Raw genomic sequence first — 24,326 nt, 5'->3', positions numbered from 1 at the left:
CTGGCACAGTATGGATTATGATTATATTGCTTCACAGAAATGGAACAAACTACAAGTGTGGAGGGAGATTATGAGAAAAAGCACCATCCTTGCAATATTGCTCGCTGCTATATTCAGTACGGGACTCGTGGGTTGCACATCCAGTCCAGCTAGTGAAGAGGTGAAGGAGACTCCTGTCAAGCCTGCTGAGAACGAGTTGTTCATCTATACGGCATGGCCCGCCTTTTACGTCAAAGAAGATATTTTCGAGAAACAGATCGGCCAATTTCTTAAGAAGAAGTTTCCGGATGTCAAGATCAAGCATATCGCTTGGGATAACCCAGGCAGAAGGTACGAGGATTTGATCGCTGCAGGTACGATTCCTGATATCATCTTCGATGAAGTAAGACGTAATTCCTATCGACAGGTCGGCAGGTTTAAGATGGAGTATGATATGACGGATCTGATCAAAAAATACAATTTTGACATCAGTAAACTATATCCATCCGATATCCAGCGTTCCATCTCCGCTTCCGAAGGGAAATTATATTCACTGCCTTTTAATAATAATGAGTGGGTACTGCTTTATAACAAAGACATATTCGATAAATTCGGCGTGGATTACCCCAAAGATGGCATGACATGGGATGAAACCTATGAAATGACCAAGAAATTGACGAGGCAGGAGGGTGATGTGACCTACAAAGGTTTTCAAATGAATCCCGCTCACTATATGAGATTTAATCAGCTATCAGAGCTAGGACTCGACCCCAATGAAGACAAGGCAGCTATGAATTCAGACAATTGGGTAAAAATTGTAGATAACATTAGACGCTTCTACGAGGTTCCTGGCAATCAATTGGTCAAAACGAATCAATTCTCCAAAGGGAATGTTGCCATGATCGTGGACTCTTTGGAAAATGCAACAAGGTTGATTGGCGAGAACAAGAATATTCATTTCGATATTTCTTCGGTTCCTGTATTCCCTGAGTTACCTAAGTCTAAATTTCAGCCCAACACGAATGGTATGTTTATTACGAATCAATCCACTAAGAAGGATCTGGCATTTCAAGTGATTGCTTATCTGCTGTCGCCGGAGTATCAAATCGAATTATCGAAGCAAGGTGTCATCACTTCACTTATGGAGCCTGCTGTTCAGCAGGCTTTTGCAAAAGACTTGCCGGAATGGCAGGGCAAACACACCCCATCCATTTTCTATTTAAATAGCGCTAAATCCCAGCTGCGCAAACCTGGTCTGACATTTATTGATACGAATTCAGACAGTGTCTGGAATCTGATTGCCCAAGAATCCAAAGACAGTCAAACGGCGCTCCGGATGACCAATGATTTGATGAACAAAAATATTCAAGAAGCTAAAGAGCTAGAAAAGCAAGGTGGTACAAACCCGTATCAATAACATTCATCCCTAAAGTTGTAGAGGAGGTTTGAAAAGTTATGAAAAAATTGTTCCCCCTAACGATATGGCTTGCTGCGGCGTTCATAGCGGTGAACGGTTGCGAGTCAGAATCTGCTATTTCCGGCCAAAGTCCGGCAGCTAATCCGTCTTCTGCATCGCCAGATAATGAATTATTCATCTTTACAGGGGACCAGTTATTTAACAAACGTTATTTAAAGGAAGAAAACTTCGATCTGCTCATAGGTCAATATATCAGGAAGAAGTTTCCGGATGTCAAAATTAAACACGTGCAGTGGGATAATCCCGGCAGGCAGTATCAAGATTTGGTCGCTGCGGGCACGATTCCAGACATTATCCTAGAGGACGCACGCCGAAATACATACAGATCGATTCGGAAATATGACTTGCAGTGGGACATGACCGATCTGATCAAAAAGTATAATTTTGATACGAGTCAACTGAATCCAGCGATGATGCAGCAATCGATTAACACTTCGGATGGAAAGCTATACTCGCTTCCGTTCGAAGGCAGTGATTATTTGTTGTTCTACAACAAGGATATTTTCGACAAATTCGGGGTTGATTACCCCAAGCCTGGAATGACCTACGATGAAGCCTATGAATTGACCAAGAAGCTGACGCGTCAAGAAGGAGATATTACCTATAAAGGCTATCAGCAGCATCCTGAGTATTACATGACTTATAACCAGCTGTCGGAGCCTGCTCTTGATCCTAATGAAGATAAGGCAAGCTTGGTTTCGAACAAGTGGGTTCGGATCGTAGACAACCTCAGACGGTTCTATGATATTCCAGGCAACCAGTTCACTACGGTTAAGGACTTCCCTAAAGGGCATATTGCCATGGCTGTAGATGTGGAGGAGAGTATTGTCGATTGGAGTCAAAATAAAGACCTGAACTTCGATGTCTCGACAGTCCCCGTATTCCCGGAGGCGTCATCATTTAAATATCAGCCATATTCTGTGGGGGCATTTATTACGAAGCAGTCGACCAAGAAGGAACTTGCGTTCCAAGTGCTCTCCTATCTGCTCTCGGAAGAGGTTCAGATCGAACGGGCTAAGCAGGGCATCAGCTCACCTCTGATGACCAAAGCTGTCCAAGAAGCTTATGGACAAGGTGTTCAGCAATTGAAGGGGAAGAATCTTCAAACGCTATTTGCCTTGAACAATGCCATGCCAGCTCCCCGCAAGCCGGGTCTGATCTTCATCGATCCCAAAACATCATCGGTTTTTCCTCTGATTTGGAAGGAGTCCAAAGATAGCCAAACGGCCTTGCGGATGACCAACGATGCCATGGATAAAGCGATTGAAGAGTCGAAGGCTCTTCAAAAGGAAGGTGTGGCAAGTCCTCACCTGTGAGGGACGCCATAAAGAGGTTATGGTATGATATGGAAAAGTGCAGGCGGGAGGGGGAATTAGATGAATACGACTAGGGGAGTACTGCCAGAGACTTTCGTATGCAGTAATGGCCTTCAGGTTAGGACGGCCCAGGACTGGAGAAGTTTAAGACGTCCGGAAATTGTAGAATTATATCGTGAGTATGTTTATGGAAGAGAGCCGGTTGGCCGCCCCGCTTCCTTACGATTCCATGTCGTGATGGAAGAGGTGGTTATGCAGGGAACTGCTTTGCATAAACAAATCGATATCGAATATACAGGACGGGGCGGCGAAGGCCGTATTCGCATACAACTCTATATCCCAATAACGAAATCAAAGGTTCCAGCATTTATCTACGCGGCAATCAAAGGTCAATCTGTGTTAGAAGTAGCACTAGAGGAATGTTCAGCTTATTGGCCGGTAGAGGATATTATATCCCGAGGTTATGCAGCCATATCTTACTCAGTGGAAGATTTGGATCCTGATTTCTTTGATGAAGGCTACCAGAACGGGGTTCATGGCATATTCGATTCGCCAGATCAGTCACGATCACCGGATGCCTGGGGAGCTATGTCCGCATGGGCATGGGGGGCGAGCCGTGTGATGGACTATTTGGAGTCAGACTCCCGCATTGATTCGGAGCGTGTAGCAATTGTCGGTTATTCTAGAAGCGGTAAAGCCTGCTTGTGGGCCGGTGCTCTCGATGAGCGATTTGCCTTAGTTGTCAGCAATAACTCCGGTTGTTCGGGGGCGGCTATCTCACGAGGCAAGGCAGGGGAAAGGCTCTTGAACATAAACCGTGGAAATCCGCATTGGTTTAACGATAACTACAAGAAGTTTAATGAACGTGAGGATGAACTACCGATAGATCAACATCTATTGCTGTCGCTCATAGCCCCCCGGCTTCTCTATGTAGCAAGCGCGTCAGAGGACAATTGGGCAGACCCTGAATCCGAATTTCTAGGTTTACTTCTGGCGCAGCCGGTTTATACGATGCATGGCTTCAAAGGCTTAGATGTAGACCAGATGCCGCCTGTTAATTCTTCTGTATTTGGTGAGAGAGTGGGTTACCACCTCAGAGAAGGAAAACACGACATTACTCGCTATGACTGGAAGTGCTTTATGGATTTCGCGGATAGAAAGCTTTAGCATGTGGTGAGCTAAATGAACAAATAAGCATTGATCGTGTAAAAATACTTTATGGAAAATGAGTGAACAATAGTTCAAGCACGATACGACGGCAGCCGGCACACGATCGGCTGCCGTTTATGATTTTTTGTCTAAATCATTGACTGCATTTTGAGCATATACCGATCACCTTACCAAGAAAATCTGTTGTTGATAATTTACGAAAGGTAGTAGCAGGATTGCTTCTGGACCAATCGTCACCAATAACAAATACTTCGGTATTATTGAGGGTTATTTCAGATTGATCTTTCTTATAGATCTCATTTATTAGATTTTGTTTAGCCGGTTCTTCACTATCGCTATTCTTAAACTTTTGATAGTCATACCCTCTAATATGGGCCGACCCATAGAAGGTATCTAATTTGGCCTCATTAATCGTTATTTGTCCATTTGTTATTTTCATTTTTTCATTTGGAAGGGCAATTACACGGGCTACTTGATTGTCCCCAAAATAAACAATGTCTCCCCGTGTTACAGGTTCGGTTTTATAATAAGAAACATCTACGACGACATTTGTTGAATATTCGTGATTTCCCTGATCCATGGCATCGCTCAAGGGATTAACGATGGTGTGATTGCCCTGTAAAACCTCAGTAATCGATTTCTGGGTAGACATATCAGTAATTATTTTCTCTGAGCATGCAGTAAACATGATAAGAAGTAGGCAAGCGGTCAAAATATGTTTGATAACTATCCCTCCCAAAAAGCAAAATGATACCCATTACTGGTCAACGGCTCCCCATTTTACCGCCCATTTATCCATTTCCTTCAGAGCGGTTTGGAAATCCATCCCTTTTTCTGTTAACGAGTATTCCACCGATATAGGAACAGTAGGAAACACTTTACGCAGCACGATCCCGTTTAATTCCAAATGTCGAAGGACATCGGTTAGGGATTGCGTTTTAACAACGGCTAAGTCCCGGTGCAGCTGTTTGAACCTTCTTGGTTTCTTCGACAACTCCGCGATGACTAGAAATGCCCATTTGGCTCCAAGAATTCTCAGCACTGAGCAAATGTTAGAGAATTCTTGTATCTCTTCTTCCTCTTTTTCCATCTTCATCCGCCATCACCTGCTTACTTAAATTTAGTTGATCAAAATATTTGGACAATATCCAAATACTTTGCCTTCTTACGCAAAGATTGTAGCTTAATTATAATACATTCATACCCCTTACAAAAGAACACGAGAGGATGGATGATCATGAATCGAATGGCACTATATGTAATTGCACTTGGCGTATTTCTAACTGGAACATCCGAGCTGGTTGTTTCCGGTATTCTTCAGTTAATTGCGAATGATCTACACATTTCTATTGCCTATGCCGGCCAATTAATAACGGTGTATTCCCTTGCTTTCGCCATAGGGACTCCCATCGTTACCGCTTTTACATCACGTCTGGGGCTTAAAAAAGTCCTAGCCGGCTCATTAACTGTGTTTTTCCTAGGAAGCATTCTTGCTTTCGGCTCTAAAACACTTCTCCCGTTGATGGTATCACGCTTGATACTTGGTGTAAGTTCCGGTGTCTTCCTTGTCGCTGCTTTTGGCGCCGCAGCAAAGCTCGTGCCTGCTGAGAAGCTAGGCCGTGCGATTAGCACGATTGTACTCGGATTCAGCAGCGCTATGATCTTAGGCGTCCCGATCGGCATTGCCATTACGAACTGGTTGAACTGGCAAGCGATCTTCCTGATATTAGCTATCGTCAGCTTGGTAATTACTCTTGTGATTATCCGTCTACTGCCGGAAATTGAAGGGGATGTGCCTGTTTCCTTCCGTCAGCAGTTCAAAGTACTTGGCAGCTTTGTCATTGTCATCGGACTGCTGCTCACCTTTTTTAGAGAATCCGGCAACGCGATACTGTTTACGTATTTAACTCCTTTTATGACCCAGATTCTGCACGTGAAAGCCTATAACATCGGACTCATCATGCTGGTATTGGGTATTTTCGGCACGATCGGATCACGAATAAGTGGTTACGGTATAGATCGTTGGGGAGCTTCTCGTATACTTCTAGGTAGCCTGATCGTTCATATCGCAACGTTAATACTTCTTCCTATCGTAGGTGATAACCAGATGGTCGGGCTCAGTTTGATTGCACTGATGATAACCGCTCTATTCATTGGAGGACCAGCTGTTCAGACATACTTCATCCAACGAGCACCGCAGTCTTCCAATTTGGTATTGAGCTTGAATACATCCATCATTCACCTAGGCTTAGCGGCGGGTTCTGGTGCAGGCGGTGCTTTGATTACAACCACTTCAACTGTAGCATACAATCCTTGGGCAGCCGGATTTGTCGTAGCGCTAAGCTTTATAGCCGCAATTGCCTCCTTCTCCATGGGAGGTAAGCGCCAAAAGAGTGAACAGACAACGGGTTCCCTAAACAGTTACACCAAATCAACGTTATGAACCTCCAATTGCTTGACTTTGATATCAAGGCGAAGGGGCAAGGCGCCGCTTTCCAGATGCTTCAAACTTGCACATCGAACGTTAGGCAATCGGGCCGTACAGCGGATGGTGGAGCAGACCGTCCCTCGAATAAAGGAACATACCGGAGCAGAGTCTGTGGCAGCTCCCGAAGTCCAGCGTTTGATGGACAACAACAGCTTCAAAGTTAAGACATCGAGCATGTTTAGCGTGCGAGGCAAAGAAATTAAAGATCGATAACGTGCTTGCCATATATCATGAGATCGCCAAAAATGATTACGCCGAACGAAACGTACAACTGGAGAATATCGTAAAGGAGTGTGACGCGTATATCAATAATCACCCTATAAACAAGTTGGTTTCTAGAGTGGAAGAGCTGAAGCAGCAAGCGACTGAGGAAAAGGGCGTCATAAAGAAGATCTTGCTGGCTGAAGGAGAATCGGGAACGCAGAAGTTTTACAAGATGGTCGAGGCTCAGGATGAATGGCTGCTTGTAAAGGACAAGGTGCCAGGTCTAGGCGACATCGTATTCGGCCCGATGTTTGATAAAATTATCGTGGAGCTAAGAAAGACTCCTGGAGACATCGAAGAAGTATTGCAACACGAGGCCGACCGATTGGTGGATATAGCCGAGGATTCGAATACGCCAGAGATTACGAAGATGGTGTTGAAAGATGTTTTGGACAATAAGGGCAATATCAAGATGAACGCGTTGAACCCGGGAGCACGGTTTACGAACAATTCGGAGAAGAAAAAAGGTGTGAAGGAGAAGTATGTGGTCAATCACAATCTCAATGCGCCGGGCGGTTCAGCGGAACGGCTAGGGTCGCTTACCCACGAATTTACGCACGTATCCATCTCAGAGAAGTTCGGCAACACGCCGTTGTTCTTCGCCTTCGCCCCGAACACGAGCGAGGACGATGTGAAGGAGCTCGTGAATAAGCGCCATCAGGATTTGGACAAGTTGATAACCACTCTCAGCTCGGGTAAGTTCTCACAAGAGCAGCTATCTCTGCTCAACATGAAGCTAGAGTATCCTCGCAAAGGCGGCACTAGCGGTGTGCAGAGATACATTTCGAGCTTTTTCGATAGCAAGAAAATTACGGTGCAGGAGAAAGAAAAAGCCGAATCTTATGTTAATAAAGGAATGGACAATACGGTCATTGAATTCGATACCGTTATTAATCAGATGCTGATCTACATGCATCAGTGGAAAATTGACAGGGAAAACCCGTTTTACAAGCTGCTGTACACGGTTGCCGAAGACGCTTACGCCCACCAGCAAAAAGGTATAAAATAAAGTCATGGAGTCAGTTAGCTTTTGAGAATGTTTATCCGCGTCTTTACTGTGGATTAGCCTCGATTTTACCGCCCTGCCATTCGAATTGATACTCAAATTGCGCCGTCGAACCGTACGCTTCCGGAGAGTAAGGAATGACGACTGGATTCGTTTCCGTGGGCTGGAGGGGTTGATCATCGGAGAGTAATCCGTTAGCGCTTACGCCGATTGCTGTCAGGGAAAACAGACCAAAACATATCCAAACTATTTTCATTGTCTTCATTGATCCCAGCCTCCGCTTCCGTTTGCATGAAGTTTGTCTTCATTGTACGAAAGAATTGTCATGGGTGAATTAGCAGGATGTAAAAATTGCGTTGAAACCAGGATTGAACCCCAAAAAAATGGCGGCAAGGATTCGTCACCCCAAGCCGCCACTTGCTTATTTACTTATAGGTGGACAACGGTGCTAGCCAAACGAGACCCGTTCCCCGGTACACGTTGACAAGCCCCTCGCCGGAGGCTGCGGACCCGAGCAATGATTTCCCCGACCGTTCCACAGAAAAATCCAACGAATGCGACCACATCATTGCGAAATTTCCATCTACTCGAAGCACATCATTTTTCAGCTCAACAATGACCGCTTCTTCCGAAGGAATCGGTGCCTCCACAACAAGCACACCTTTGCCTCTGGCGCTGAGATTGAATAGGCCTTCGCCTCCGAGCGCAGCGGAAGACAAGTTCTTGCGGGATACCACTTGCGTTTGGAGTGACGACTCGCAGGCCAGGAAAAGACCGTCATCCAGCACAATATGGTCATTGTCTACATCGATCAGCCACAAATATTTGTAGGTCGGCTCCATCATGATGGTTCCTTGCCCTTTATATAAGGGTTTGATGGCACTTTCCCCGGATACGGCACCTGAAACGAGATTGCGAAGCAGGCCGCCAGCCCCTTTAACCCCTGAAGTCATTTCAATATTGCCGACATAATACTGCATCGCGCCTGCACTCATCATGATTTCACCGTTCAGTTCAACCATGACCTGCCTTTTTTTCATATTGCTCTTAGTCATATAAAAGTTGGCTTGTGCGTCTGCAATGGTGGTGCTGCTCAAATCCTGCTTATATTCAAGCACACTGAAAGGTCCCAATTTCTCTTTGATCACAACATTGCTGTTATCCGTTAAATTACTTATTGTAAATGCCATATGAATGCCTCCGTTTTATGTAGTGGTGATTATCGCAGCGTCTATCATTTTGGCGAAATCTATCACATTCATACGGATTTCAACTAGAAAGGTTACACAATACTTGCGGAATAGATCATTTTTTTTGCTTTAGTGAAATTATGGACTTAATTTCAGTGCGCTCAGTTTCAGTAAGGGCTGAGAACTTGGGCAGTTCGGGAACATCAAACTGAAGGTGGGAGTGGGCGAATTCCAGGACGAGTGTGCCGATGGGCTGGTTGTGACGATTATTCAGCACGATCCAAAAGACTCGAATTTCCCGCCCGGGGCTGCCCCATTCGGCTTTTTCCAACGAGTTTCGAAAATTTAGGCATCCCGCAATAACAAAATCCCCTGCGTGAGCAGGCTCCGCCGGTTGAAATCCGCATCGCTCAAGCTCTTGCCAGGCCTGCGGAATGAGTCGATCCAAATACATTCCATAGGTAGAGTCCTCTAATTCAGGAAATAGGGCAGTAAGTTCTTGGACATTCGTCTGAAGCACGCTCTCCCAGCTTAGCTCCACATATTCGGACAAAGCCGCGGCCACTTGGCCAATCGACATGTCCGGATTCAATGTGATTATTGGCATAAACGTATACCTCCAACTTTTTTAAGTTTCAGATTGATTGTATAACATTAAAGCAAATGCAAAGGTTTTACTTATTTTATATTGAATTATATGCAAAAGAAATCATAAACCTTACAAGCAGTTTAGACATTCATTCTTATGGAGGGTGATTTCATGAGCCGATCCTTACGTCCCGCGGAAATTGCCAATCAGTTAGGCATCAGTACTAGTTCGCTTAGAAATTACGAAGCCAAGGGAATCGTTCCTCCAGCCAATCGGGCTTCCAATGGTTACAGGGTATATACGAATGAACATGCTGCTTACTTTGCATGCATTGTCGCGATGTCCCCGGGGTTCGGCATGGAAATTACCTCGGCGGTACTTACTCATTTTCAGAGACGAGAACTAGGGCCAGCCCTCTGGCTAATTAATGACGCCCAGGCAGCAACGCATGAAGACAAGTTTGTCCTAGAGGAAGCGGAGGGACTGATGAAGGGTCTGACTGTCAATAGTGACGAAGGGTCCGGATGGATGACCATAGGGGAAATGTCCGCGGCTGCCGGCATCCCGTCTTCGACGCTCCGGTATTGGGAACATGACGGATTAATCGCCGCGGCGCGGCATGAAGACAACAATTACCGATTGTATGATAAGTTTCAAGAGGTGAAGGTGCGGATACTGAAATCAACGCAAAAGATGATGTATTCGAACGATACCGTACGCTTGAAACAAGCGGTCCGGAGCCTGCCTTCATGGGATTTAGCAGCCATGCAAGCGCTGATCGAGTCGGCCCGTGCAGCACTAGCTCATCGGAACCGAGAACAGCTAAGTGGATTGCACAGTCTGTATAGACTCGCTTCCGAGCTGGAACTGGTATGAGAGGGGGGACTTACTTTGAAAGTACTAGAAACTGAACGGCTGATTCTTCGTCAACAAACAATTGAGGATGCGGCTTTTATCCTTGAGCTAGTGAACGATCCTTCTTGGATCCAGTACATAGGCGATAGAGGAGTAAGAACCATCGAAGACGCGCGGGACTATATTTTAAAAGGAGCTCTAGCCATGTATGATCGTTTGGGTTTCGGAGAAAGGATACGCCTACGAGGCCGCTTCTGCAGTGATGCGTTATGCTCAATCCATTTTAGCGTTAAAACGTATTGTAGCTATTACCTCTGAAGATAATCATGCATCGGCCAAACTATTAGAAAAATTGGGGTTGCATTTTGAAAGTATGATCCCATATGCGGGTTCAGAGGAAGAAGTCTGCTTGTATGCAATTAACGTCTAAATTAAACCCTCCCAATTCTAGCAAAGCTAGAGATTATTTATTGGGAGGGTTTTTATCATGACTTAGAGCGAATGAAACCTAAGAGGATTATTCGAACTGTATCGTCTTTGTTTTTTTCTGTGAGATTTTGCTGCGAATCATTGAAAGGATAAAGAGTAATGGAATATACACATATATACAATAGAATCCAATCTCAACTACATTTTTTCCTAACCACTCAATCTTAACACGATCGTTCAACGGTAGAGTTGCCAGAAAGAGTGCTACAAGGATCAGGAGTAGTGACAATGTGGGTTTAAGCTTCGTAACTCTCTTTATTATTCGAGTGCAACTCCAAATCGAGAGACAAAGCATGGGGATAATGATCATAAACCAGATGCAAATGAAAATAAATTCAATTCTTGCAATAATGGAAAACTCAATGACTTTTATCATGACAAGGGTCGGCCAGTAGGTATGCTTTAATAGCCCCTTACTAAAATACATGATGGTTACAAAAATGAGTACGGAGTACTTGAGTGTGAGTAAAAATAAACTGAGATGAGCCCATTTTACATTTTTCTCTGGGGATTTAATAAAAGGAAAATAAATCAGTAAACCTTCGAATCCTATAAACATGATGCCTGAATTTTTAGAAGACGTGAGCAAATCGTTGATAGAATGATTAAACATGGGCAACACATTAATAAAATGTCCATATTTAATATTGAAGTACAGTAACAATGGCAGCAGCCAGGAGAAAATGACCCCAAAAAGGCAAAAGCCGGCTATTACTCGAAATCCTCCAGAAACGACGTGATAAATAACAATGATGAATAAAGTTGCCAGAATCCACGTTCTAAGATTGGGGAACATCCAAATTTGAATGATTTCTATATAGCCGCGAAAGACAGTTAAAGCTAATATAAAATAGTAACCAACGAAAATTAGTGAAATCGCATTCCCTAGAAACTTACCAAATAGGATGCGATGTAAGTCAATAATATCTTTGGCTGGATTGCCAAGCATTTTAAATATCATCCAAATGATAACATGAAGGCTTAAACCCATTAAAAGGACCGAGATCCAAGCATCATTGCCTGCAAATTCAAAAACGAAATGTTGATAACTTAATGCACCAATCCCGACGATAGAAGCATGGATGAGGAAAAATACAAAGAAGCCGGAAACTGTGTAGTTATCCTTTACCACGTTCTGCATTATTGCCCAACTCCCAATGATAATATTTCAACTTCTGTGCTCACATTAAATTTGATGTTTGGGTAAATTTGAGCTGTAAATTTCTGCTCATTCCATTTCTTATGACGAGTACTATAAAGATTGCCTATCCCAATTGGATCGACAAGATTCATCTGGAAATTTTCTAGCAGGGCTTTGATTTTAACAGTTAAGTTAACTTCAATTTGTTTTTTTAAATTAAGCATATCGTTGTTGTTTTCAAAAACATTTAAGGTTGCCGGATACTCGCCAAGGTCAATATTTAGATGGAGCGAAATTGTGGCTATTTCATTTTCTACGATCATTTTTTTTTCTGAATAAATAATTTTAAAAGAAATTTGCTCGTCTTGATCATTTTTGAAGCTATATGTGCTTGAGCGGATATCGTTTTTATCATCTTTAAGAAGTTTAATAAATAAACCTTTTTCATTTGTCAGCAAAAGCCTTAATTTCTCACCACGAAAAACACCTACACCGTCCATTTGCAAAACATCTTTAGGTCCTTTAACTATAAGCGGCAAAAAAACATCCTGTCCTTCTCCAAAAAATTGGTCAAGAAATATATGGCCGTTTGTGGAAGGGGTATTCCCGTTCTCCATATTTTGTTTGATCAGATTTGATAAATAGATGGGTGGGTATTTCAAAGTTTCTGTTAAGATATCACTTGACTGATCGGTTGTTAAAACAAGTGTCGAACGATTGCTAATAAGAGGATCTCGAACAATGGTACTGGCAAGTTCGGAAATTCCATTTCTTGCTATTTTTTCACTGATGACTAAAGTCCGCAATTGACCGACTGCAATAGGGTGATCCGATTGCGAGGTGAAAGCATTAAGTACCTCATAAAGCGATTTAGCTTCTCCCTCAAGTAAAAACAAGTTTGATTTCTTCTCATAAGCACGATAGGTCCCGCTAACTCTTAATGTATCTCCTTGCAAGTCGCAACCTATACTTTGAATGAGTTTGATCCGATCTATGATCTGCTCTTTTGCGCATCCTGATAAAAGGAAGCAAAAGAAAATAAGAGTGACATATCTTTTCATTGACGATAATTCCCTTACTTACAAATTTATTCGTTATTGTAGTCATCATTATTATCTTTCGCTTTACTTACCTTATATCGTTTGTTCCTGAGAGGGCGTAAAAAATTTGGTCGATTTTCAGTAAGATTAAGAGAAGATCGAATTAAACTATCTGTGAAATCACGGAAACGAAATGGGTACAAAGGAACTAGATAAGGAGTACCCAATGATTTTAATCGCAGCAAATGGCCCAAAAGAATGACTAAACCAATCATAATGCCTAATCCGCCCCATGCTGCCGCTAAGATAATCAAAGGAAACCTTAAAAAACGGATTGTATTAGCCATTTTGAATATCGGGGTGGCAAAGGATGGGAGGGCAGATAGTGAGACAATGATGATTAAGATGTTGCTAGTAAGAGCAGCTTGAACCGCTGCTGTACCGAGTACAATACCGCCAACAATCCCGAGCGTTTGTCCGACTTTAGTAGGCAATCTGGCTCCAGCTTCGCGTAACATCTCGACTGTAAATTCCATCAGCAAAACTTCAATAAATGGTGCAAAGGGAACATTCGTTCTAGATTCGATGATCGGACCAAGAAGCGACTGCGGTATGACGGAATAATGAAAGGTTAATATGGCTACATAGGCCGGAGAAGCAAGAATGGATATTAAAACTCCAAAATACCTGATACACCGAAAGAAGGAACCCAAAATCCAGGGCAAGTAATAATCTTCCGGCGAGGCGAAAAAATCAAATACGGTGGTAGGTCCAGAAATGAAATAAGGGGACCCACTACTTAATATGACCACTTGTCCGTTCATCAAATTAAATTTTGCCCTATCTACGCGTTCTGAAGACATAAATAATGGAAATGGTGAATTTGCTTTATCTGCTATGATCTGGTCAAGAATAGAACTGTCAAATAACATGTCAACGTCAGCATCTACGATTCGTTGTCTTACTGTATTTACATGCTGGGGGTTGCAGACACCATCCAAATAAATAATCGTTACTCTTGTTTGTGAAAGTGAACCTACGATGCATTCCTCGAATCGTAAATTCTCCGAAATAAGTTCCTTTCGGATTAAATTTAGGTTGGTATCGATATCTTCAACAAAGCCGACTTTTGGGCCAATAACGCTGTATTCGTTATCCGCTTCATTATTACTACGATATCCGCGCTTTAGATCCGCAATAGGGATTAAAAGCCCTTCATTCAAATCAGGCTCAAGTTGAACATAAATGAAGCCTTTAACTAAACTTTGTGAAACCTCGTTCGCGTTTGAAGATAATGAGACATTTTCCAGTGGAATCAAACTTCTTAATGCAAGAAGATGATTAATTTCTGATTCTGAAATTTGGAGCCGATGTAATAATTCGTGGTGAATAAGTTTCTGGTCTACAATCGCTTTGCAATATGTAAAGTGAATCCGTTTACCATGAATAGTATGCACAGATTGCACCAAATCATTCGATTTGATGGTATCTTTCAAAGCCGTGTATATATTTACTGGAATTAGAAACACACCTCTCCGTATCATCTTCATGTATTATGAACTTGGATGGGGTCTGCTATTCCCATCAAATAGACGTACCGTCAAATCTTAGGGGCAGGATGATGGAATAATATGATGATATAATTGAATAGGAAATTAATAACATTTTGATGATTTGGGGATGAGAGAGTGGCATCTGAAGTTTTTAATAATAAAACGATCAATGACCTATGCAGTGATGCATTTGAGATTGCAAAGCAAAATGGCTGGCACGAGGAAAAAAGAGAATTTGGTACTTTAATTGCTCTTATGCATTCAGAGTTATCGGAAGCCCTTGAAGCATATAGGAAAGATTCTGAGGATGTCATGTGGTCTAATATAACGGAAGAATTGGCTGATGTCTGTATACGGATTTTTAACGCGTGTGGGGAGTATAACCTTGACCTTGCAACAGCAATAGAAAATAAGATGGAGAAAAATAAAGCAAGAGGATATAAGCACGGTGGAAGGCGAATTTAATGTTCGATCAAACAAAAGAAGGATCCGCAACAGCGGATCCTTCTTACATTCACAGAATATTGTCGGCCGCTGAGATTCCTTATCTTTAAATCTGTTTACGATTTCTTTCACGATGCTTTTGATTCAATAGGACCGCAACGCCCATAATGACGACACATGCTGCAGAGCCTAATTCGTAACCTAGTTCTTTTGCTCCCGCGACACCTCCGATTACTCCGCCTGCAATTATACATAATCCGCATATCATACCTGCTTTTCCGATCATTCTGAACACTCCCTCGTTTTTTCTTATGTATTGATCTTACCAGAGTGCATCTTTATAGATTAGTGACCTTCTTCACGAAAATGATATGACTATTCTCACATTATTCGTGCCTGAACTGTGTAATAATCCGTATCAGTGCAAACACTATTGACAATACATCTACTACGTGTTACTTTGTAGTGGTAGTAAGTAATACTTCATACCAGTCATACAGAATAGCAAGGAGTGATTGTGCTGGAAAATCTAACGGAAATGCTCAAAGGGGCGCTTGAGGGCTGTGTTCTTGAAATTATAAGCCGGAAAGAAACCTACGGCTACGAAATAACGCGACGGCTGAACGCCCTCGGCTTTACAGATGTAGTGGAGGGAACGGTGTACACCATCTTGATCCGGCTTGAAAAAAACAAGTTGGTGGAGATCACCAAAAAGCCTTCAGACGTGGGACCGCCGCGAAAGTTTTTCGCGATTAACGAAGCGGGGCGCGAGGAACTGCAGAGGTTCTGGGAAAAATGGGAATTCGTATCATCAAAAATTAACGAGTTAAAGGAGCAAAAATAATGAATTTTTGGGAGAAAATCACCGGCAGCGACATGACGAAAGAAATGAAAACTTTTGAATCGCGAGTCAAAAAACTGCCAGCTGATTATCAAGCGGCATGGGGAAAAATCAATGCCAATCTTTGGCCACACTCCGATTTCACTGGTCGCAATCTTATGCCAATTCTTGACGGTGTGCTTGGCCTGCTCGAAGAAACGGCGGCGGACGGTCAGAGTGTCCTAGAGGTATTGGGTGACGATATCAAAGGGTTCTGTTCAGCGCTGGCCGGCGAAGAAGGGGCAAAGTCTTATCGCGACAAGTGGCGCGAGCAGCTCAACACGAATATCGCTAAAAAATTAGGTAAATAGGAGGATAATATGAGCATACAAGATATCATCAAAGGCAAAAAAGAGTGGCGTGCGCACGTGGCGCGTGTCAAAGCGCTTCCGCAAGATTATCAGATTGTTTATAAAGAGATTCAAACCTATTTCTTTAAGGTTGGCCCAATAGAGCTTACTGACGGGACGGGTTTGCTCTCGGGAATTATTGATCTCTTTGAAGAAGGGGCGGCCTTGGGGAAGGGCGTACTCGAAGTGACGGGCAGTGACGTAGCGGCTTTCTGCGACGATCTAATCAAAGACTCAAAAACTTACGCTGACCTATATCAGGAATCTGTTGTCCAAGAAAGTAAAAAGAAAAGACCATGAACACTGAAATCCTAAAGGGCGTCAATTTTGAAGTGAAGCGAGGCGAGATTTCGCCTTGCTTGGCTCCAAGGGCGCGGGCAAGCCGACGATTGTCATGATCCTTTAAATTAATAATTTTCCCCGCGATAATAGCGCTTCAGTTTTTCTTCCAAATGTACGAGCTGTGCCTCCTTCTCCTCAATATCTTTCAACAGCTTTTGCTTCTGATCTTCAATCTGTTTGATTCTCTCCGGCAGGGTTGAGGTTCCTTCGTTCACCTTATCATAATACTTTTTGATCTCCTCCACACTCATCCCGGTTTCGCGAAGACACTTGATAAAAACCAGCCAGCTCAGATCATCATCCGTGTATAGACGGTTATTCTGCTCGTTTCGGGCAGCTGGTTTGAGTAGTCCCTTTCTTTCGTAAAAGCGGATGGCTCCAATATTGATTCCGACTTCCTTAGCCACTTCTCCAATCGTTAACATACTAACCCTCTTTTATAAAAAATAATTGTTGACCTACACTAAGTGTAGCATAGTAACTTATAAATCGTAAAAGAAAAATCAATGAGGGAAAGAAGGATTCGCATGAAAAAAACCGCTTTAGTAACCGGAGCAAATAAAGGAATTGGATTTGAAATTGTTAAACAGTTAGGTGAAGCAGGCTGGAAAGTCCTCCTTGGAGCACGAAGTGCCGAACGAGGTGAAGCAGCTGCTTCCGAGTTAACTTCCAAGGGGTTAGACGTAGAATTTGTACAGATCGACATGGGAAACTTGAAAACCATCGAACACGCAGCCGAGATAATCAACAAGAATTATCCTGACTTGAAGCTTCTAATCAATAATGCTGGGATGCCTGGGGCTTTCTCCCGCTCTTTTATGGATACCAAAGAGGAGGATCTGCGGAATGCATTCGAAGTTAACTTTTTCGGCACTTTCCGTTTGAACCAGCGCTTGTTCCCTTTAATTAAACATAACGAAGGCACAATCATGAATGTATCGACCGATATGGCTTCTCTGGACCATATGCAAAATGCTGAGTTTACATTAAATGCATTTGATTATAACTCATCTAAAACGGCCAACAATGCCATGACACTGTCAATGGCTTATGAAGTCCGAAACAGCAGCGCTCAAGTATTCACGGTAACGCCTGGATTCACCTCAACAGATCTTAACGGCAATGCCGCAGGCGGTAAATCAAAAGAAGCCGCAGCTGCGATTATTGTGGGTTATGCGACAGATGGCAAACGTCATAACGCCGAATTCTTGGACGAGAAGGGCGTTTACGCCTGGTAATCCTCCCAACCTCCGGCTGACAAAATAGGCTACCTCTTTCTGGCATACTTACTTTCAAGTAAGTACCCTACTTTAAAGTGGGTTCTTAACATAATTTCGAAGCGATGCTAAGCTTGAGTTAACCAAATATTGGGAGCCATTAAAGAGGAGGAATGAACAATGAAAATTATTGTTTTTGGAGCGACGGGGAATACAGGCAAAAGAGTGCTGGCACAAGGGATAAAAATGGGGCACGAAATGACCGCATTTGTACGAAATTCTGAGAAGCTTTATGATCAATTAGGGGAGCAATCCGCAAAGCATGTGAAGGTGATCGTGGACGATATCATGGACCCGGTTAGCGTTGGTGAGGCGCTCGCGCATCAAGACGCTGCTATTATTGCAGCCGGGCATGCGGGGCAGGGAGAAGAGTTTGTTCGTATTATCGATAACATTATAAGCCAATGTGAAGTCCAACCTAATTTCTCTGGGAGAGTATGGATAATGGGAGGAGCCGGTTTGCTCGATATTCCATTTACCAATCTTATCGGTAACAATTTACCTGGCTTCCCAACTGAGTATAGGAATCACAACTTGAATTTCGCAAGGTTACAACAGACTCAACTCGATTGGTCCATTATGTGTCCGGGAACAATGATTGATTCAAGAGTGCATACAGATTCGATTCATCTACATGTAACAACGGAAACCTTGCCCATTCCGATTCCAGAGACGATCAAGGCATATTCCGAGGCAGAAATAGCCGGTCACTTGTTCAGCCGACTTCAAGAGCTTGATGTTGTTTATGACGATGTCGCCATATGTATGCTGGACTATATTGAGCTCGGAGGAGCGTTTAAAAGAAAAAGGGTCGGTTTAGCCTATCAAGCCGAATCTGTCACTGTATGTAAGTATAATTGAAAGGCCGGCTTGTCTGTCATGACAAACCGACCTTGTATACTTTAGCTAACCTTCATTGACTAGTTCCTAAGAGGAAATCCTTTAGTACAGAAGTAACCATCTTGTGATCTTCGTCACCTGGCAGTCCTGATACTGAAATTGTTCCTACAATGCCTTCATCTTTTAGCAATAACGGAAAGGCGCCACCCTCAGCCTTGAAGTCATTCGGATTGAGGCCAGAGGCTTCCACCGTTGAATCGGTTGATTTCAGAAATACGTGCATATAATAGGAACTATGCCCGAAGTGATGGACGACGTTATTTTTCCATGAGACCCATTCATCGTTATGAGAAGATGTACCGTCCAATCTGCTGTAAAATAACAACTCATTGTTTTTTCGAATATCGACGACAATTGATTTATTCTCTCTCATCGCTTTTTCTATAATCCTGTTGCCAACCCTGTAAGCAGTTTCATTCGTGAAAGCGGAAAACTTGAGTTCATTTTCTTCCTGTAGCAAAGTCATTAATAAATCGTCGTATGTATCCAAAGAGAACACTTCCTATTCTACTGAATTATCATTTCCTGTTTGATATTATACACACAATTGATAGTTATTAACTAGAAGTAATGCTGAATTATTCATAGATGGATAAATACAAGCAGTACCTCTTATTGAGTTCGCTTCTTGATTTGGAATTATGACTGTTCGGATAAAGTCCGCATTTTTCGAAGTGATGGAAACAGGAACATCCAGAGTCCAGCAATTACAATTGTACCGATACCACCGACTAAGGTTGCTGGAACCGCTCCAATAAATCCGGCTAATGTACCCGATTCGAACTCTCCCAACTGATTGGAAGTACCGATAAAGAGGGAATTAACGGCATTGACCCGCCCCAGCATTTCATCTGGAGTTTGCAGTTGTACGAGGGATGACCGAATGATGACGCTAATCACATCAGAAGCACCAATAAGGAATAATGCCACAAGGGAAATGAATAAATTGGTCGAAACGGCGAAAAGCATAGTTGCCAATCCAAAGACGGCAAGGGCTGCAAATAGCATGTAGCCAACAGCTTTCTTTAGTGGATAATAGACCAAAATAATAGACATTAGCAAGGCACCGATGGCTGGTGCGGTTCGCATTAATCCTAGTCCCCATGGTCCCGTATGAAGGATATCCTGGGCAAAAATCGGCAGTAGAGCAGTGGCACCACCCAGCAGTACAGCAAAAAGGTCAAGTGATATCGTCCCAAGGATTATCGGTTGGCGGTAAACGAACATGATTCCGGAGAACAGGGAACGCAGGGAAACCGGCTCGGATTTGCGCACTATAGGATTTGAACGGATGAAGAAGGTTAGGATACCCGCAGTTAGAAGGGCGAGTGAAGCAACCGTATAAACGAAAGATGAACCCGCCCAATATAGTAATCCTCCCATCGAAGGCCCGAGTATCTGTGATAATTGTCCGACCGAGGTGTTCCAGGATATAGCCTGTTGAAGGAATTCTTTTGGTACTAATTGAGGCAACAATGCCGAAGAGGAAGGGCCTTCGAAAGCACGGCAGGCTCCTAGAACGGCAGCCATTATTAGGATATGACTCTGGCCTAGCGAATCTGTAAGACTACCTAACAAAAGTAATAAGGCCATACCGGCCTCTACGATCTGGCATAGAAAGACAATATATCGCCGATCATAGCGGTCTGCGAAATGTCCCACAACCAATGTAAGTAGAACCATTGGGAGAAATTGCGCTAAGCCAACAAGACCGAGACTGAAGGCGTCGTGGGTCAATTCATACATTTGCCAACCAATGGCTACGGAAAGCATCTGGAAGGCAATTGAGGATAACATTCGGGATACCCAATAGTTCTTATAATAGGGAATTTGGTGAATTGAACTGCTTGATGGGATCAAGTGTAGGACACATCCTTTCAACTAATAACTTTATAAAGTGTATTATAGTCTATTTAGAATTGAAACCTGAAACAATTTTCAAGAGGAGTATTCTACGTAGAAAATAACCAACCCACCGCGGTTGGTTATTTATGTTTTTTATTTGAGAAAGTGAGAAACAGGATCAAAAGTTATCCTATCATACAAAAAGTATCTGTACTTACAAAATTGTGCGTTCTATTCAATAGAAACGGAAAGGAGGTAAATTAGATAATAGATTTGTCAAAGCGTTTTACTAGTAAATTTATTGAATAGGAGATTACACCCATGTGCAAAACACACGTTTTAAGTGTTTCAATGGCTAAAGCGAAATTTGAGAAGACCACGATTGAGAGACGAGCGTTACGACCTGATGATGTCTCGATTGATATAAAGTTTAGCGGTATTTGCCATTCCGATATTCATATTGCTCATGGGGATTGGGCAGGAGGAATTTTTCCTATGGTGCCTGGACATGAAATTACCGGGATTGTAACGGCAGTAGGTGAGAAGGTAACGAAATTTGCTGTAGGTGACCGAGTCGGCGTAGGCTGCTATGTGGACTCTTGTGGAGAGTGCGAGTACTGCCTCCGTGGCGAAGAGCAGCATTGTTTAAAAGGAAATGTGGCCACCTACAACTCCTTGGACTATGAAGGCAATCCAACCTATGGAGGTTACAGCCAGAACATTGTTGTTACTGAAAGATTCGTTGTGCTGATCCCGGATGGTTTGGAGCTAGATGTTGCAAGTCCGCTTTTGTGCGCTGGTATTACCACATATTCCCCATTGAAACGCTGGAATGCTGGGCCAGGAAAAAGAGTAGCGATTCTGGGGATGGGTGGTCTTGGTCACATTGCAATACAGTTTGCACATGCTCTGGGTGCTGAAGTTACCGTATTAAGCCGCGCAAAAGATAAGGAGAAAGAAGCATTGAACTTTGGCGCGGATCATTACTTTTCAACGCTTGATCCTGAAACTTTCAACACGCTAGCAGGCCGTTTCGACCTGATTCTAAACACAGTATCCGCCAACATTGATGTGGATTTGTACTTATCGCTGCTTCGCCTAGATGGGACATTGATTAATGTCGGAGCATCGGCGGAACCGAGTCAATACAACGTTTTCTCTCTAATCATGAGTCGTCGCAGTATTGCGGGATCCTTTGTAGGTGGACTTCCGGAAACGCAAGAAATGCTTAATTTTGCTGCCGCGCATAACATTATTCCTCAAATCGAGGTTATCGGTGCTGATCAAGTAGATGAAGCCTATGAGCGAATTCTACGCAGCGACGTTCGGTACCGATTCGTTATCGATATATCCACTTTATAGAACGCTAAGATTAGTGACGATCCATACGAGTCCTAAGACTCGGGGATTATTCGCAGCGAAAACAGCAGCAGTCTAGGACTTTTATTTCTCGTCCATGGCTGCTGCTGTTTCGTCTGCTTAGAACCTAGCTTTGATTGCGTCCATTAATAGTAATGTTGCCTTACCCAAGAACTGTTTATCTTTATAAACGATGCCCAAGGACACTAGAGGATTCATGTCGGTGAAAGGCTTGATAACAACGGATCCTTCCAGTTCCAGGCCATCATAAATCGGAACAATGCCTACACTGAATGCTTCTTTGATCATTTGCTGAATCACAAAAAAACTTCCAACTTCAAGGTAAGAGAAGGGATTATTGCCGGTTTGAGAGAGTGCCTTTTCCCATAACTCCCGGTAAATGCAAGTAGGTTCTTTGACAAGAACGGTCATTCCGGCGAGGTCACTTACCGAGATATCATTTTGATGGACTAGCGGATGATCCGCTCTCATCATGACTCCTAATTTCTCCTCAATCAGTGGCTCAAACTCCAGCATGAAAGAAGCAGATGGAGTCGAGCATATGCCGAAATCCAATTCACCAGACCGAACCCTCTCCGAAATTGATTTGCTGCCGCTCACTTCCATGGTTAATTGCACCTTCTGGCGAGTTGCACAAAAGTCGGCTACGACGGTTGCAAGTCTCTGGCTCGCTATGGGCTCAATTGCGGCGAAGTGAACGGTTCCACCGTCCCCCGCTGCGATATCGGAGACGGTCTGCCTCATGGACCCGACCGCTTTGAGCAGAACGGAAGCCTCACGATGGAGCCACCGGCCAGCTTCTGATACGATCACACGTTTGCCATCGCGCACGAACAAAGAAACTCCGAGATCGGCTTCAAGACGTTGAATTTGAAGGGTTACTGTTGATGGAGCGTATTGTAATTCCTCTGCAGCTTTCTGAAAATGACCAAGACGCACGCAGGCTTCAAAGGTTTTTAGGGCTCGAAGATCCATTGTTATCCTCGTTGCTTTAAGATTTATGAATGATTCATTCATATAATTCAATTTTACAAAATATACCTCCGATTGTACACTAGGATCAACATAACATTTTAGGGGAAGATGGGCTATGGGCACGAAATCGGCATTCAGTTGGATTACTCTGTGGGCATCACTTTTGTTTGTCGTCATTCTCGGTTTTTCTCGGCTCTCTTACGGTATGTTCTTGCCTGGGATACAGAGAGAGATCGGAGGGAGCTACGGTCAATTGGGCATATTAGGAACGGTCAACTTTATTGGATATTTGGTCGGTACCTTGTGTCTGTCTCCTTTGATCTCCAAGTTTCCGGAACAGAAGCCTGTTATCAATCGATTGTCGTGTTTCTTGCTCGGACTGGCCATGATCGGTTCGTCATTTAGCCATCACTTTGTTCAACTCGGGTTATGGCGGTTCGCAATCGGTTTGTTCTCCGCTTTCGCAACGGTACTAGTCTTGTCTATAGCGATGGAAGCTGTTCGAGAAACGGAACGAGGAGTGGCGTCGGGGCTTATCTGGCTGGGAGGTTCTGCCGGAATTCTAGTTACGGGATTATTCGCTCCAATCACCATCGATCCTTCTCACTTACAAGGGTGGCGGTATGCTTGGGCATCTATGGGCGTATTCGGTGTCATTGCGGCTTTCGGGTTCGAGCTAGTCACTGTAAAGAAAGGATCCTCAAGAAAAATACGCTCGCCGTCGGTTCCAAGCCTCGGACACGATAATGTCTACAGTTTCTTGTTGAATCCAAAGAAGCTCTTATTTTTAATCGGATCTTATTTCTTCTTCGGTTGGGGATACATCATCTATTTCACATATTTGATTCCCTATCTAGTGAGCAAAGGCGTTCCATCTCTCTATGCAGGTTTGATTTGGTCCACAATTGGGTTCGCGGGTCTTTTTAATGGATGGATTGGGGGCAGAGCGATCGACCGCTGGCCAAATGGGTATACACTTGCGTCTGGGTTAGCGCTGGGGACGCTAGGGGTAATTGGCGTAACCACCAATAATTTGTTTGTAACAGCATTAGGCGCGGTCATACTCGGGATGGTCTCCTTTATTACCCCGCCGCTGATGACAACTGCACTACTTCGGAGACAGGTCTCTGATCACATCTATGCGAAATGTCTTAGCGTAGCCACTGCCTTTTTCGCTTCGGGGCAGATTATCGGTCCTATCGTTGGGGGCATGGGTGTCGAACGTTACGGTTTGCAATTCGGCGTCGCGTCTAGCGCGATCTTTATGGCGATAGCCGCCGTGTTGGCAGGTTTATATGGACATTTACAAAAGAAAAGATCTGATATTGATCCCTCGGAGGTTGTGGGAGAGTAGAGTTGAATAAGGGGAGTGACAT

At 43.5% G+C, this 24,326-nt stretch carries 28 protein-coding genes and 1 pseudogene; 15 read left to right on the top strand and 14 right to left on the bottom strand.

What is annotated here, in order from left to right; translation table 11 throughout:
• Positions 1 to 70: 70 nt before the first annotated feature.
• Genes AC58VC_RS07145 through AC58VC_RS07135 form a run of 3 tightly spaced genes read left to right on the top strand, consistent with a single transcriptional unit; the run spans position 71 to position 3,939 of the window.
• Complete coding sequence (locus AC58VC_RS07145; RefSeq protein WP_497368147.1) at positions 71 to 1,396, top strand: ABC transporter substrate-binding protein; 1,326 nt, start codon at positions 71 to 73, stop codon at positions 1,394 to 1,396.
• A 38-nt stretch (positions 1,397 to 1,434) separates the two neighbouring features.
• On the top strand, positions 1,435 to 2,772 hold the full coding sequence (locus tag AC58VC_RS07140; protein WP_497368146.1) for an ABC transporter substrate-binding protein: 1,338 nt from the start codon (positions 1,435 to 1,437) through the stop codon (positions 2,770 to 2,772).
• A gap of 60 nt (positions 2,773 to 2,832) precedes the next feature.
• Positions 2,833 to 3,939: a glucuronyl esterase domain-containing protein gene (locus tag AC58VC_RS07135; RefSeq protein ID WP_497368145.1), complete on the top strand. Its 1,107-nt coding sequence runs from the start codon at positions 2,833 to 2,835 to the stop codon at positions 3,937 to 3,939.
• Between the two features lie 136 nt (positions 3,940 to 4,075).
• Here the strand turns inward: AC58VC_RS07135 and AC58VC_RS07130 are convergent, their stop codons facing one another.
• On the bottom strand, positions 4,076 to 4,594 hold the full coding sequence (locus tag AC58VC_RS07130) for a S26 family signal peptidase (protein WP_497368144.1): 519 nt from the start codon (positions 4,592 to 4,594) through the stop codon (positions 4,076 to 4,078).
• Between the two features lie 105 nt (positions 4,595 to 4,699).
• The gene (locus AC58VC_RS07125) at positions 4,700 to 5,032 is read right to left on the bottom strand and encodes a winged helix-turn-helix transcriptional regulator (RefSeq protein WP_497368986.1); all 333 of its coding nucleotides are present in this window, start codon (positions 5,030 to 5,032) and stop codon (positions 4,700 to 4,702) included.
• A gap of 147 nt (positions 5,033 to 5,179) precedes the next feature.
• On the opposite strand from AC58VC_RS07125, the gene AC58VC_RS07120 reads away from it, so the two are divergent.
• Positions 5,180 to 6,385: an MFS transporter gene (locus tag AC58VC_RS07120; RefSeq protein WP_497368143.1), complete on the top strand. Its 1,206-nt coding sequence runs from the start codon at positions 5,180 to 5,182 to the stop codon at positions 6,383 to 6,385.
• Here AC58VC_RS07120 and AC58VC_RS07115 read toward each other — a convergent pair.
• Positions 6,364 to 6,624 carry a hypothetical protein gene (locus AC58VC_RS07115; protein WP_497368142.1) on the bottom strand — a complete coding sequence of 87 codons (261 nt, stop codon included), beginning with the start codon at positions 6,622 to 6,624 and terminating at the stop codon, positions 6,364 to 6,366. The genes AC58VC_RS07120 and AC58VC_RS07115 overlap by 22 nt on opposite strands.
• A gap of 20 nt (positions 6,625 to 6,644) precedes the next feature.
• Here AC58VC_RS07115 and AC58VC_RS07110 point away from each other — a divergent pair, with 20 nt between their 5' ends.
• Complete coding sequence (locus AC58VC_RS07110; protein ID WP_497368141.1) at positions 6,645 to 7,703, top strand: hypothetical protein; 1,059 nt, start codon at positions 6,645 to 6,647, stop codon at positions 7,701 to 7,703.
• A gap of 43 nt (positions 7,704 to 7,746) precedes the next feature.
• Here AC58VC_RS07110 and AC58VC_RS07105 read toward each other — a convergent pair whose 3' ends face one another.
• The 3 genes from AC58VC_RS07105 to AC58VC_RS07095 form a co-directional block, all read right to left on the bottom strand.
• Complete coding sequence (locus AC58VC_RS07105; protein ID WP_497368140.1) at positions 7,747 to 7,965, bottom strand: hypothetical protein; 219 nt, start codon at positions 7,963 to 7,965, stop codon at positions 7,747 to 7,749.
• Positions 7,966 to 8,125: 160 nt separating this feature from the next.
• A complete protein-coding gene (locus AC58VC_RS07100; protein ID WP_497368139.1) occupies positions 8,126 to 8,890 on the bottom strand; it encodes an AIM24 family protein in 765 nt (254 codons plus the stop codon).
• Between the two features lie 115 nt (positions 8,891 to 9,005).
• Positions 9,006 to 9,497 (bottom strand): DUF6022 family protein, encoded by a 492-nt coding sequence (locus AC58VC_RS07095; RefSeq protein WP_497368138.1) that lies wholly within the window; start codon positions 9,495 to 9,497, stop codon positions 9,006 to 9,008.
• Positions 9,498 to 9,650: 153 nt separating this feature from the next.
• Between AC58VC_RS07095 and AC58VC_RS07090 the strand changes: the two genes are divergently transcribed.
• Positions 9,651 to 10,355, top strand: a complete 705-nt coding sequence (locus tag AC58VC_RS07090) for a MerR family DNA-binding transcriptional regulator (RefSeq protein WP_497368137.1) — start codon at positions 9,651 to 9,653, stop codon at positions 10,353 to 10,355.
• A 15-nt stretch (positions 10,356 to 10,370) separates the two neighbouring features.
• Positions 10,371 to 10,764: pseudogene (locus AC58VC_RS07085) on the top strand (GNAT family N-acetyltransferase).
• An 87-nt stretch (positions 10,765 to 10,851) separates the two neighbouring features.
• Here AC58VC_RS07085 and AC58VC_RS07080 read toward each other — a convergent pair.
• The 3 genes from AC58VC_RS07080 to AC58VC_RS07070 are packed head-to-tail and all read right to left on the bottom strand — an operon-like array spanning position 10,852 to position 14,500.
• Entirely contained in the window at positions 10,852 to 11,955 is a 1,104-nt protein-coding gene (locus tag AC58VC_RS07080; protein ID WP_497368136.1) for a GerAB/ArcD/ProY family transporter, read from the bottom strand.
• Between the two features lie 8 nt (positions 11,956 to 11,963).
• A complete protein-coding gene (locus AC58VC_RS07075; RefSeq protein WP_497368135.1) occupies positions 11,964 to 13,025 on the bottom strand; it encodes a Ger(x)C family spore germination protein in 1,062 nt (353 codons plus the stop codon).
• Positions 13,026 to 13,051: 26 nt separating this feature from the next.
• Positions 13,052 to 14,500, bottom strand: coding sequence for a spore germination protein (locus AC58VC_RS07070; RefSeq protein ID WP_497368134.1), 1,449 nt, complete (start codon positions 14,498 to 14,500; stop codon positions 13,052 to 13,054).
• Positions 14,501 to 14,692: 192 nt separating this feature from the next.
• On the opposite strand from AC58VC_RS07070, the gene AC58VC_RS07065 reads away from it, so the two are divergent.
• Entirely contained in the window at positions 14,693 to 15,022 is a 330-nt protein-coding gene (locus AC58VC_RS07065; protein ID WP_497368133.1) for a MazG nucleotide pyrophosphohydrolase domain-containing protein, read from the top strand.
• An 85-nt stretch (positions 15,023 to 15,107) separates the two neighbouring features.
• Here AC58VC_RS07065 and AC58VC_RS07060 read toward each other — a convergent pair whose 3' ends face one another.
• Positions 15,108 to 15,287 (bottom strand): hypothetical protein, encoded by a 180-nt coding sequence (locus AC58VC_RS07060; protein WP_497368132.1) that lies wholly within the window; start codon positions 15,285 to 15,287, stop codon positions 15,108 to 15,110.
• 252 nt (positions 15,288 to 15,539) lie between these two features.
• Between AC58VC_RS07060 and AC58VC_RS07055 the strand changes: the two genes are divergently transcribed.
• Genes AC58VC_RS07055 through AC58VC_RS07045 form a run of 3 tightly spaced genes read left to right on the top strand, consistent with a single transcriptional unit; the run spans position 15,540 to position 16,531 of the window.
• Positions 15,540 to 15,845, top strand: a complete 306-nt coding sequence (locus AC58VC_RS07055) for a PadR family transcriptional regulator (protein WP_497368985.1) — start codon at positions 15,540 to 15,542, stop codon at positions 15,843 to 15,845.
• Complete coding sequence (locus AC58VC_RS07050) at positions 15,845 to 16,192, top strand: DUF1048 domain-containing protein (protein WP_497368131.1); 348 nt, start codon at positions 15,845 to 15,847, stop codon at positions 16,190 to 16,192. The genes AC58VC_RS07055 and AC58VC_RS07050 overlap by 1 nt, the downstream gene beginning before the upstream one ends.
• Before the next feature lie 9 nt (positions 16,193 to 16,201).
• Positions 16,202 to 16,531, top strand: coding sequence for a DUF1048 domain-containing protein (locus tag AC58VC_RS07045; protein WP_497368130.1), 330 nt, complete (start codon positions 16,202 to 16,204; stop codon positions 16,529 to 16,531).
• A gap of 107 nt (positions 16,532 to 16,638) precedes the next feature.
• Here the strand turns inward: AC58VC_RS07045 and AC58VC_RS07040 are convergent, their stop codons facing one another.
• Complete coding sequence (locus tag AC58VC_RS07040) at positions 16,639 to 16,998, bottom strand: MerR family transcriptional regulator (RefSeq protein ID WP_497368129.1); 360 nt, start codon at positions 16,996 to 16,998, stop codon at positions 16,639 to 16,641.
• A 102-nt stretch (positions 16,999 to 17,100) separates the two neighbouring features.
• On the opposite strand from AC58VC_RS07040, the gene AC58VC_RS07035 reads away from it, so the two are divergent.
• On the top strand, positions 17,101 to 17,811 hold the full coding sequence (locus AC58VC_RS07035) for an SDR family NAD(P)-dependent oxidoreductase (protein ID WP_497368128.1): 711 nt from the start codon (positions 17,101 to 17,103) through the stop codon (positions 17,809 to 17,811).
• Between the two features lie 159 nt (positions 17,812 to 17,970).
• Positions 17,971 to 18,711 (top strand): NAD(P)-dependent oxidoreductase, encoded by a 741-nt coding sequence (locus AC58VC_RS07030; protein WP_497368127.1) that lies wholly within the window; start codon positions 17,971 to 17,973, stop codon positions 18,709 to 18,711.
• Between the two features lie 52 nt (positions 18,712 to 18,763).
• Here AC58VC_RS07030 and AC58VC_RS07025 read toward each other — a convergent pair whose 3' ends face one another.
• On the bottom strand, positions 18,764 to 19,240 hold the full coding sequence (locus AC58VC_RS07025) for a heme-degrading domain-containing protein (protein ID WP_497368126.1): 477 nt from the start codon (positions 19,238 to 19,240) through the stop codon (positions 18,764 to 18,766).
• 149 nt (positions 19,241 to 19,389) lie between these two features.
• A complete protein-coding gene (locus AC58VC_RS07020; protein WP_497368125.1) occupies positions 19,390 to 20,610 on the bottom strand; it encodes an MFS transporter in 1,221 nt (406 codons plus the stop codon).
• Between the two features lie 306 nt (positions 20,611 to 20,916).
• Between AC58VC_RS07020 and AC58VC_RS07015 the strand changes: the two genes are divergently transcribed.
• A complete protein-coding gene (locus tag AC58VC_RS07015; protein ID WP_497368124.1) occupies positions 20,917 to 21,957 on the top strand; it encodes an NAD(P)-dependent alcohol dehydrogenase in 1,041 nt (346 codons plus the stop codon).
• A 117-nt stretch (positions 21,958 to 22,074) separates the two neighbouring features.
• On the opposite strand, the gene AC58VC_RS07010 is transcribed toward AC58VC_RS07015, so the two are convergent.
• Positions 22,075 to 22,950 carry a LysR family transcriptional regulator gene (locus AC58VC_RS07010; RefSeq protein ID WP_497368123.1) on the bottom strand — a complete coding sequence of 292 codons (876 nt, stop codon included), beginning with the start codon at positions 22,948 to 22,950 and terminating at the stop codon, positions 22,075 to 22,077.
• A gap of 115 nt (positions 22,951 to 23,065) precedes the next feature.
• Here AC58VC_RS07010 and AC58VC_RS07005 point away from each other — a divergent pair, with 115 nt between their 5' ends.
• Positions 23,066 to 24,304 (top strand): YbfB/YjiJ family MFS transporter, encoded by a 1,239-nt coding sequence (locus tag AC58VC_RS07005; protein WP_497368122.1) that lies wholly within the window; start codon positions 23,066 to 23,068, stop codon positions 24,302 to 24,304.
• Positions 24,305 to 24,326 lie beyond the last annotated feature (22 nt).

The organism is Paenibacillus sp. J22R67 (assembly GCF_059692175.1).
Note: the sequence above shows the minus strand (reverse complement) of the source record. Positions and strands in the feature narration are given on the sequence as shown.

What these genes read in the sequence shown, in the direction of transcription:
- AC58VC_RS07095 (WP_497368138.1), bottom strand. Translation starts at nt 9,497, where the DNA reads ATGCCAATAATCACATTGAATCCGGACATGTCGATTGGCCAAGTGGCC.
- AC58VC_RS07060 (WP_497368132.1), bottom strand. Translation starts at nt 15,287, where the DNA reads ATGATCGGAAAAGCAGGTATGATATGCGGATTATGTATAATTGCAGGC.
- AC58VC_RS07010 (WP_497368123.1), bottom strand. Translation starts at nt 22,950, where the DNA reads ATGGATCTTCGAGCCCTAAAAACCTTTGAAGCCTGCGTGCGTCTTGGT.
- AC58VC_RS07035 (WP_497368128.1), top strand. Translation starts at nt 17,101, where the DNA reads ATGAAAAAAACCGCTTTAGTAACCGGAGCAAATAAAGGAATTGGATTT.
- AC58VC_RS07105 (WP_497368140.1), bottom strand. Translation starts at nt 7,965, where the DNA reads ATGAAGACAATGAAAATAGTTTGGATATGTTTTGGTCTGTTTTCCCTG.
- AC58VC_RS07120 (WP_497368143.1), top strand. Translation starts at nt 5,180, where the DNA reads ATGAATCGAATGGCACTATATGTAATTGCACTTGGCGTATTTCTAACT.
- AC58VC_RS07040 (WP_497368129.1), bottom strand. Translation starts at nt 16,998, where the DNA reads ATGTTAACGATTGGAGAAGTGGCTAAGGAAGTCGGAATCAATATTGGA.
- AC58VC_RS07125 (WP_497368986.1), bottom strand. Translation starts at nt 5,032, where the DNA reads ATGGAAAAAGAGGAAGAAGAGATACAAGAATTCTCTAACATTTGCTCA.
- AC58VC_RS07015 (WP_497368124.1), top strand. Translation starts at nt 20,917, where the DNA reads ATGTGCAAAACACACGTTTTAAGTGTTTCAATGGCTAAAGCGAAATTT.
- AC58VC_RS07090 (WP_497368137.1), top strand. Translation starts at nt 9,651, where the DNA reads ATGAGCCGATCCTTACGTCCCGCGGAAATTGCCAATCAGTTAGGCATC.
- AC58VC_RS07135 (WP_497368145.1), top strand. Translation starts at nt 2,833, where the DNA reads ATGAATACGACTAGGGGAGTACTGCCAGAGACTTTCGTATGCAGTAAT.
- AC58VC_RS07145 (WP_497368147.1), top strand. Translation starts at nt 71, where the DNA reads ATGAGAAAAAGCACCATCCTTGCAATATTGCTCGCTGCTATATTCAGT.
- AC58VC_RS07045 (WP_497368130.1), top strand. Translation starts at nt 16,202, where the DNA reads ATGAGCATACAAGATATCATCAAAGGCAAAAAAGAGTGGCGTGCGCAC.
- AC58VC_RS07055 (WP_497368985.1), top strand. Translation starts at nt 15,540, where the DNA reads ATGCTCAAAGGGGCGCTTGAGGGCTGTGTTCTTGAAATTATAAGCCGG.
- AC58VC_RS07100 (WP_497368139.1), bottom strand. Translation starts at nt 8,890, where the DNA reads ATGGCATTTACAATAAGTAATTTAACGGATAACAGCAATGTTGTGATC.
- AC58VC_RS07140 (WP_497368146.1), top strand. Translation starts at nt 1,435, where the DNA reads ATGAAAAAATTGTTCCCCCTAACGATATGGCTTGCTGCGGCGTTCATA.
- AC58VC_RS07050 (WP_497368131.1), top strand. Translation starts at nt 15,845, where the DNA reads ATGAATTTTTGGGAGAAAATCACCGGCAGCGACATGACGAAAGAAATG.
- AC58VC_RS07030 (WP_497368127.1), top strand. Translation starts at nt 17,971, where the DNA reads ATGAAAATTATTGTTTTTGGAGCGACGGGGAATACAGGCAAAAGAGTG.
- AC58VC_RS07005 (WP_497368122.1), top strand. Translation starts at nt 23,066, where the DNA reads ATGGGCACGAAATCGGCATTCAGTTGGATTACTCTGTGGGCATCACTT.
- AC58VC_RS07075 (WP_497368135.1), bottom strand. Translation starts at nt 13,025, where the DNA reads ATGAAAAGATATGTCACTCTTATTTTCTTTTGCTTCCTTTTATCAGGA.
- AC58VC_RS07130 (WP_497368144.1), bottom strand. Translation starts at nt 4,594, where the DNA reads ATGTCTACCCAGAAATCGATTACTGAGGTTTTACAGGGCAATCACACC.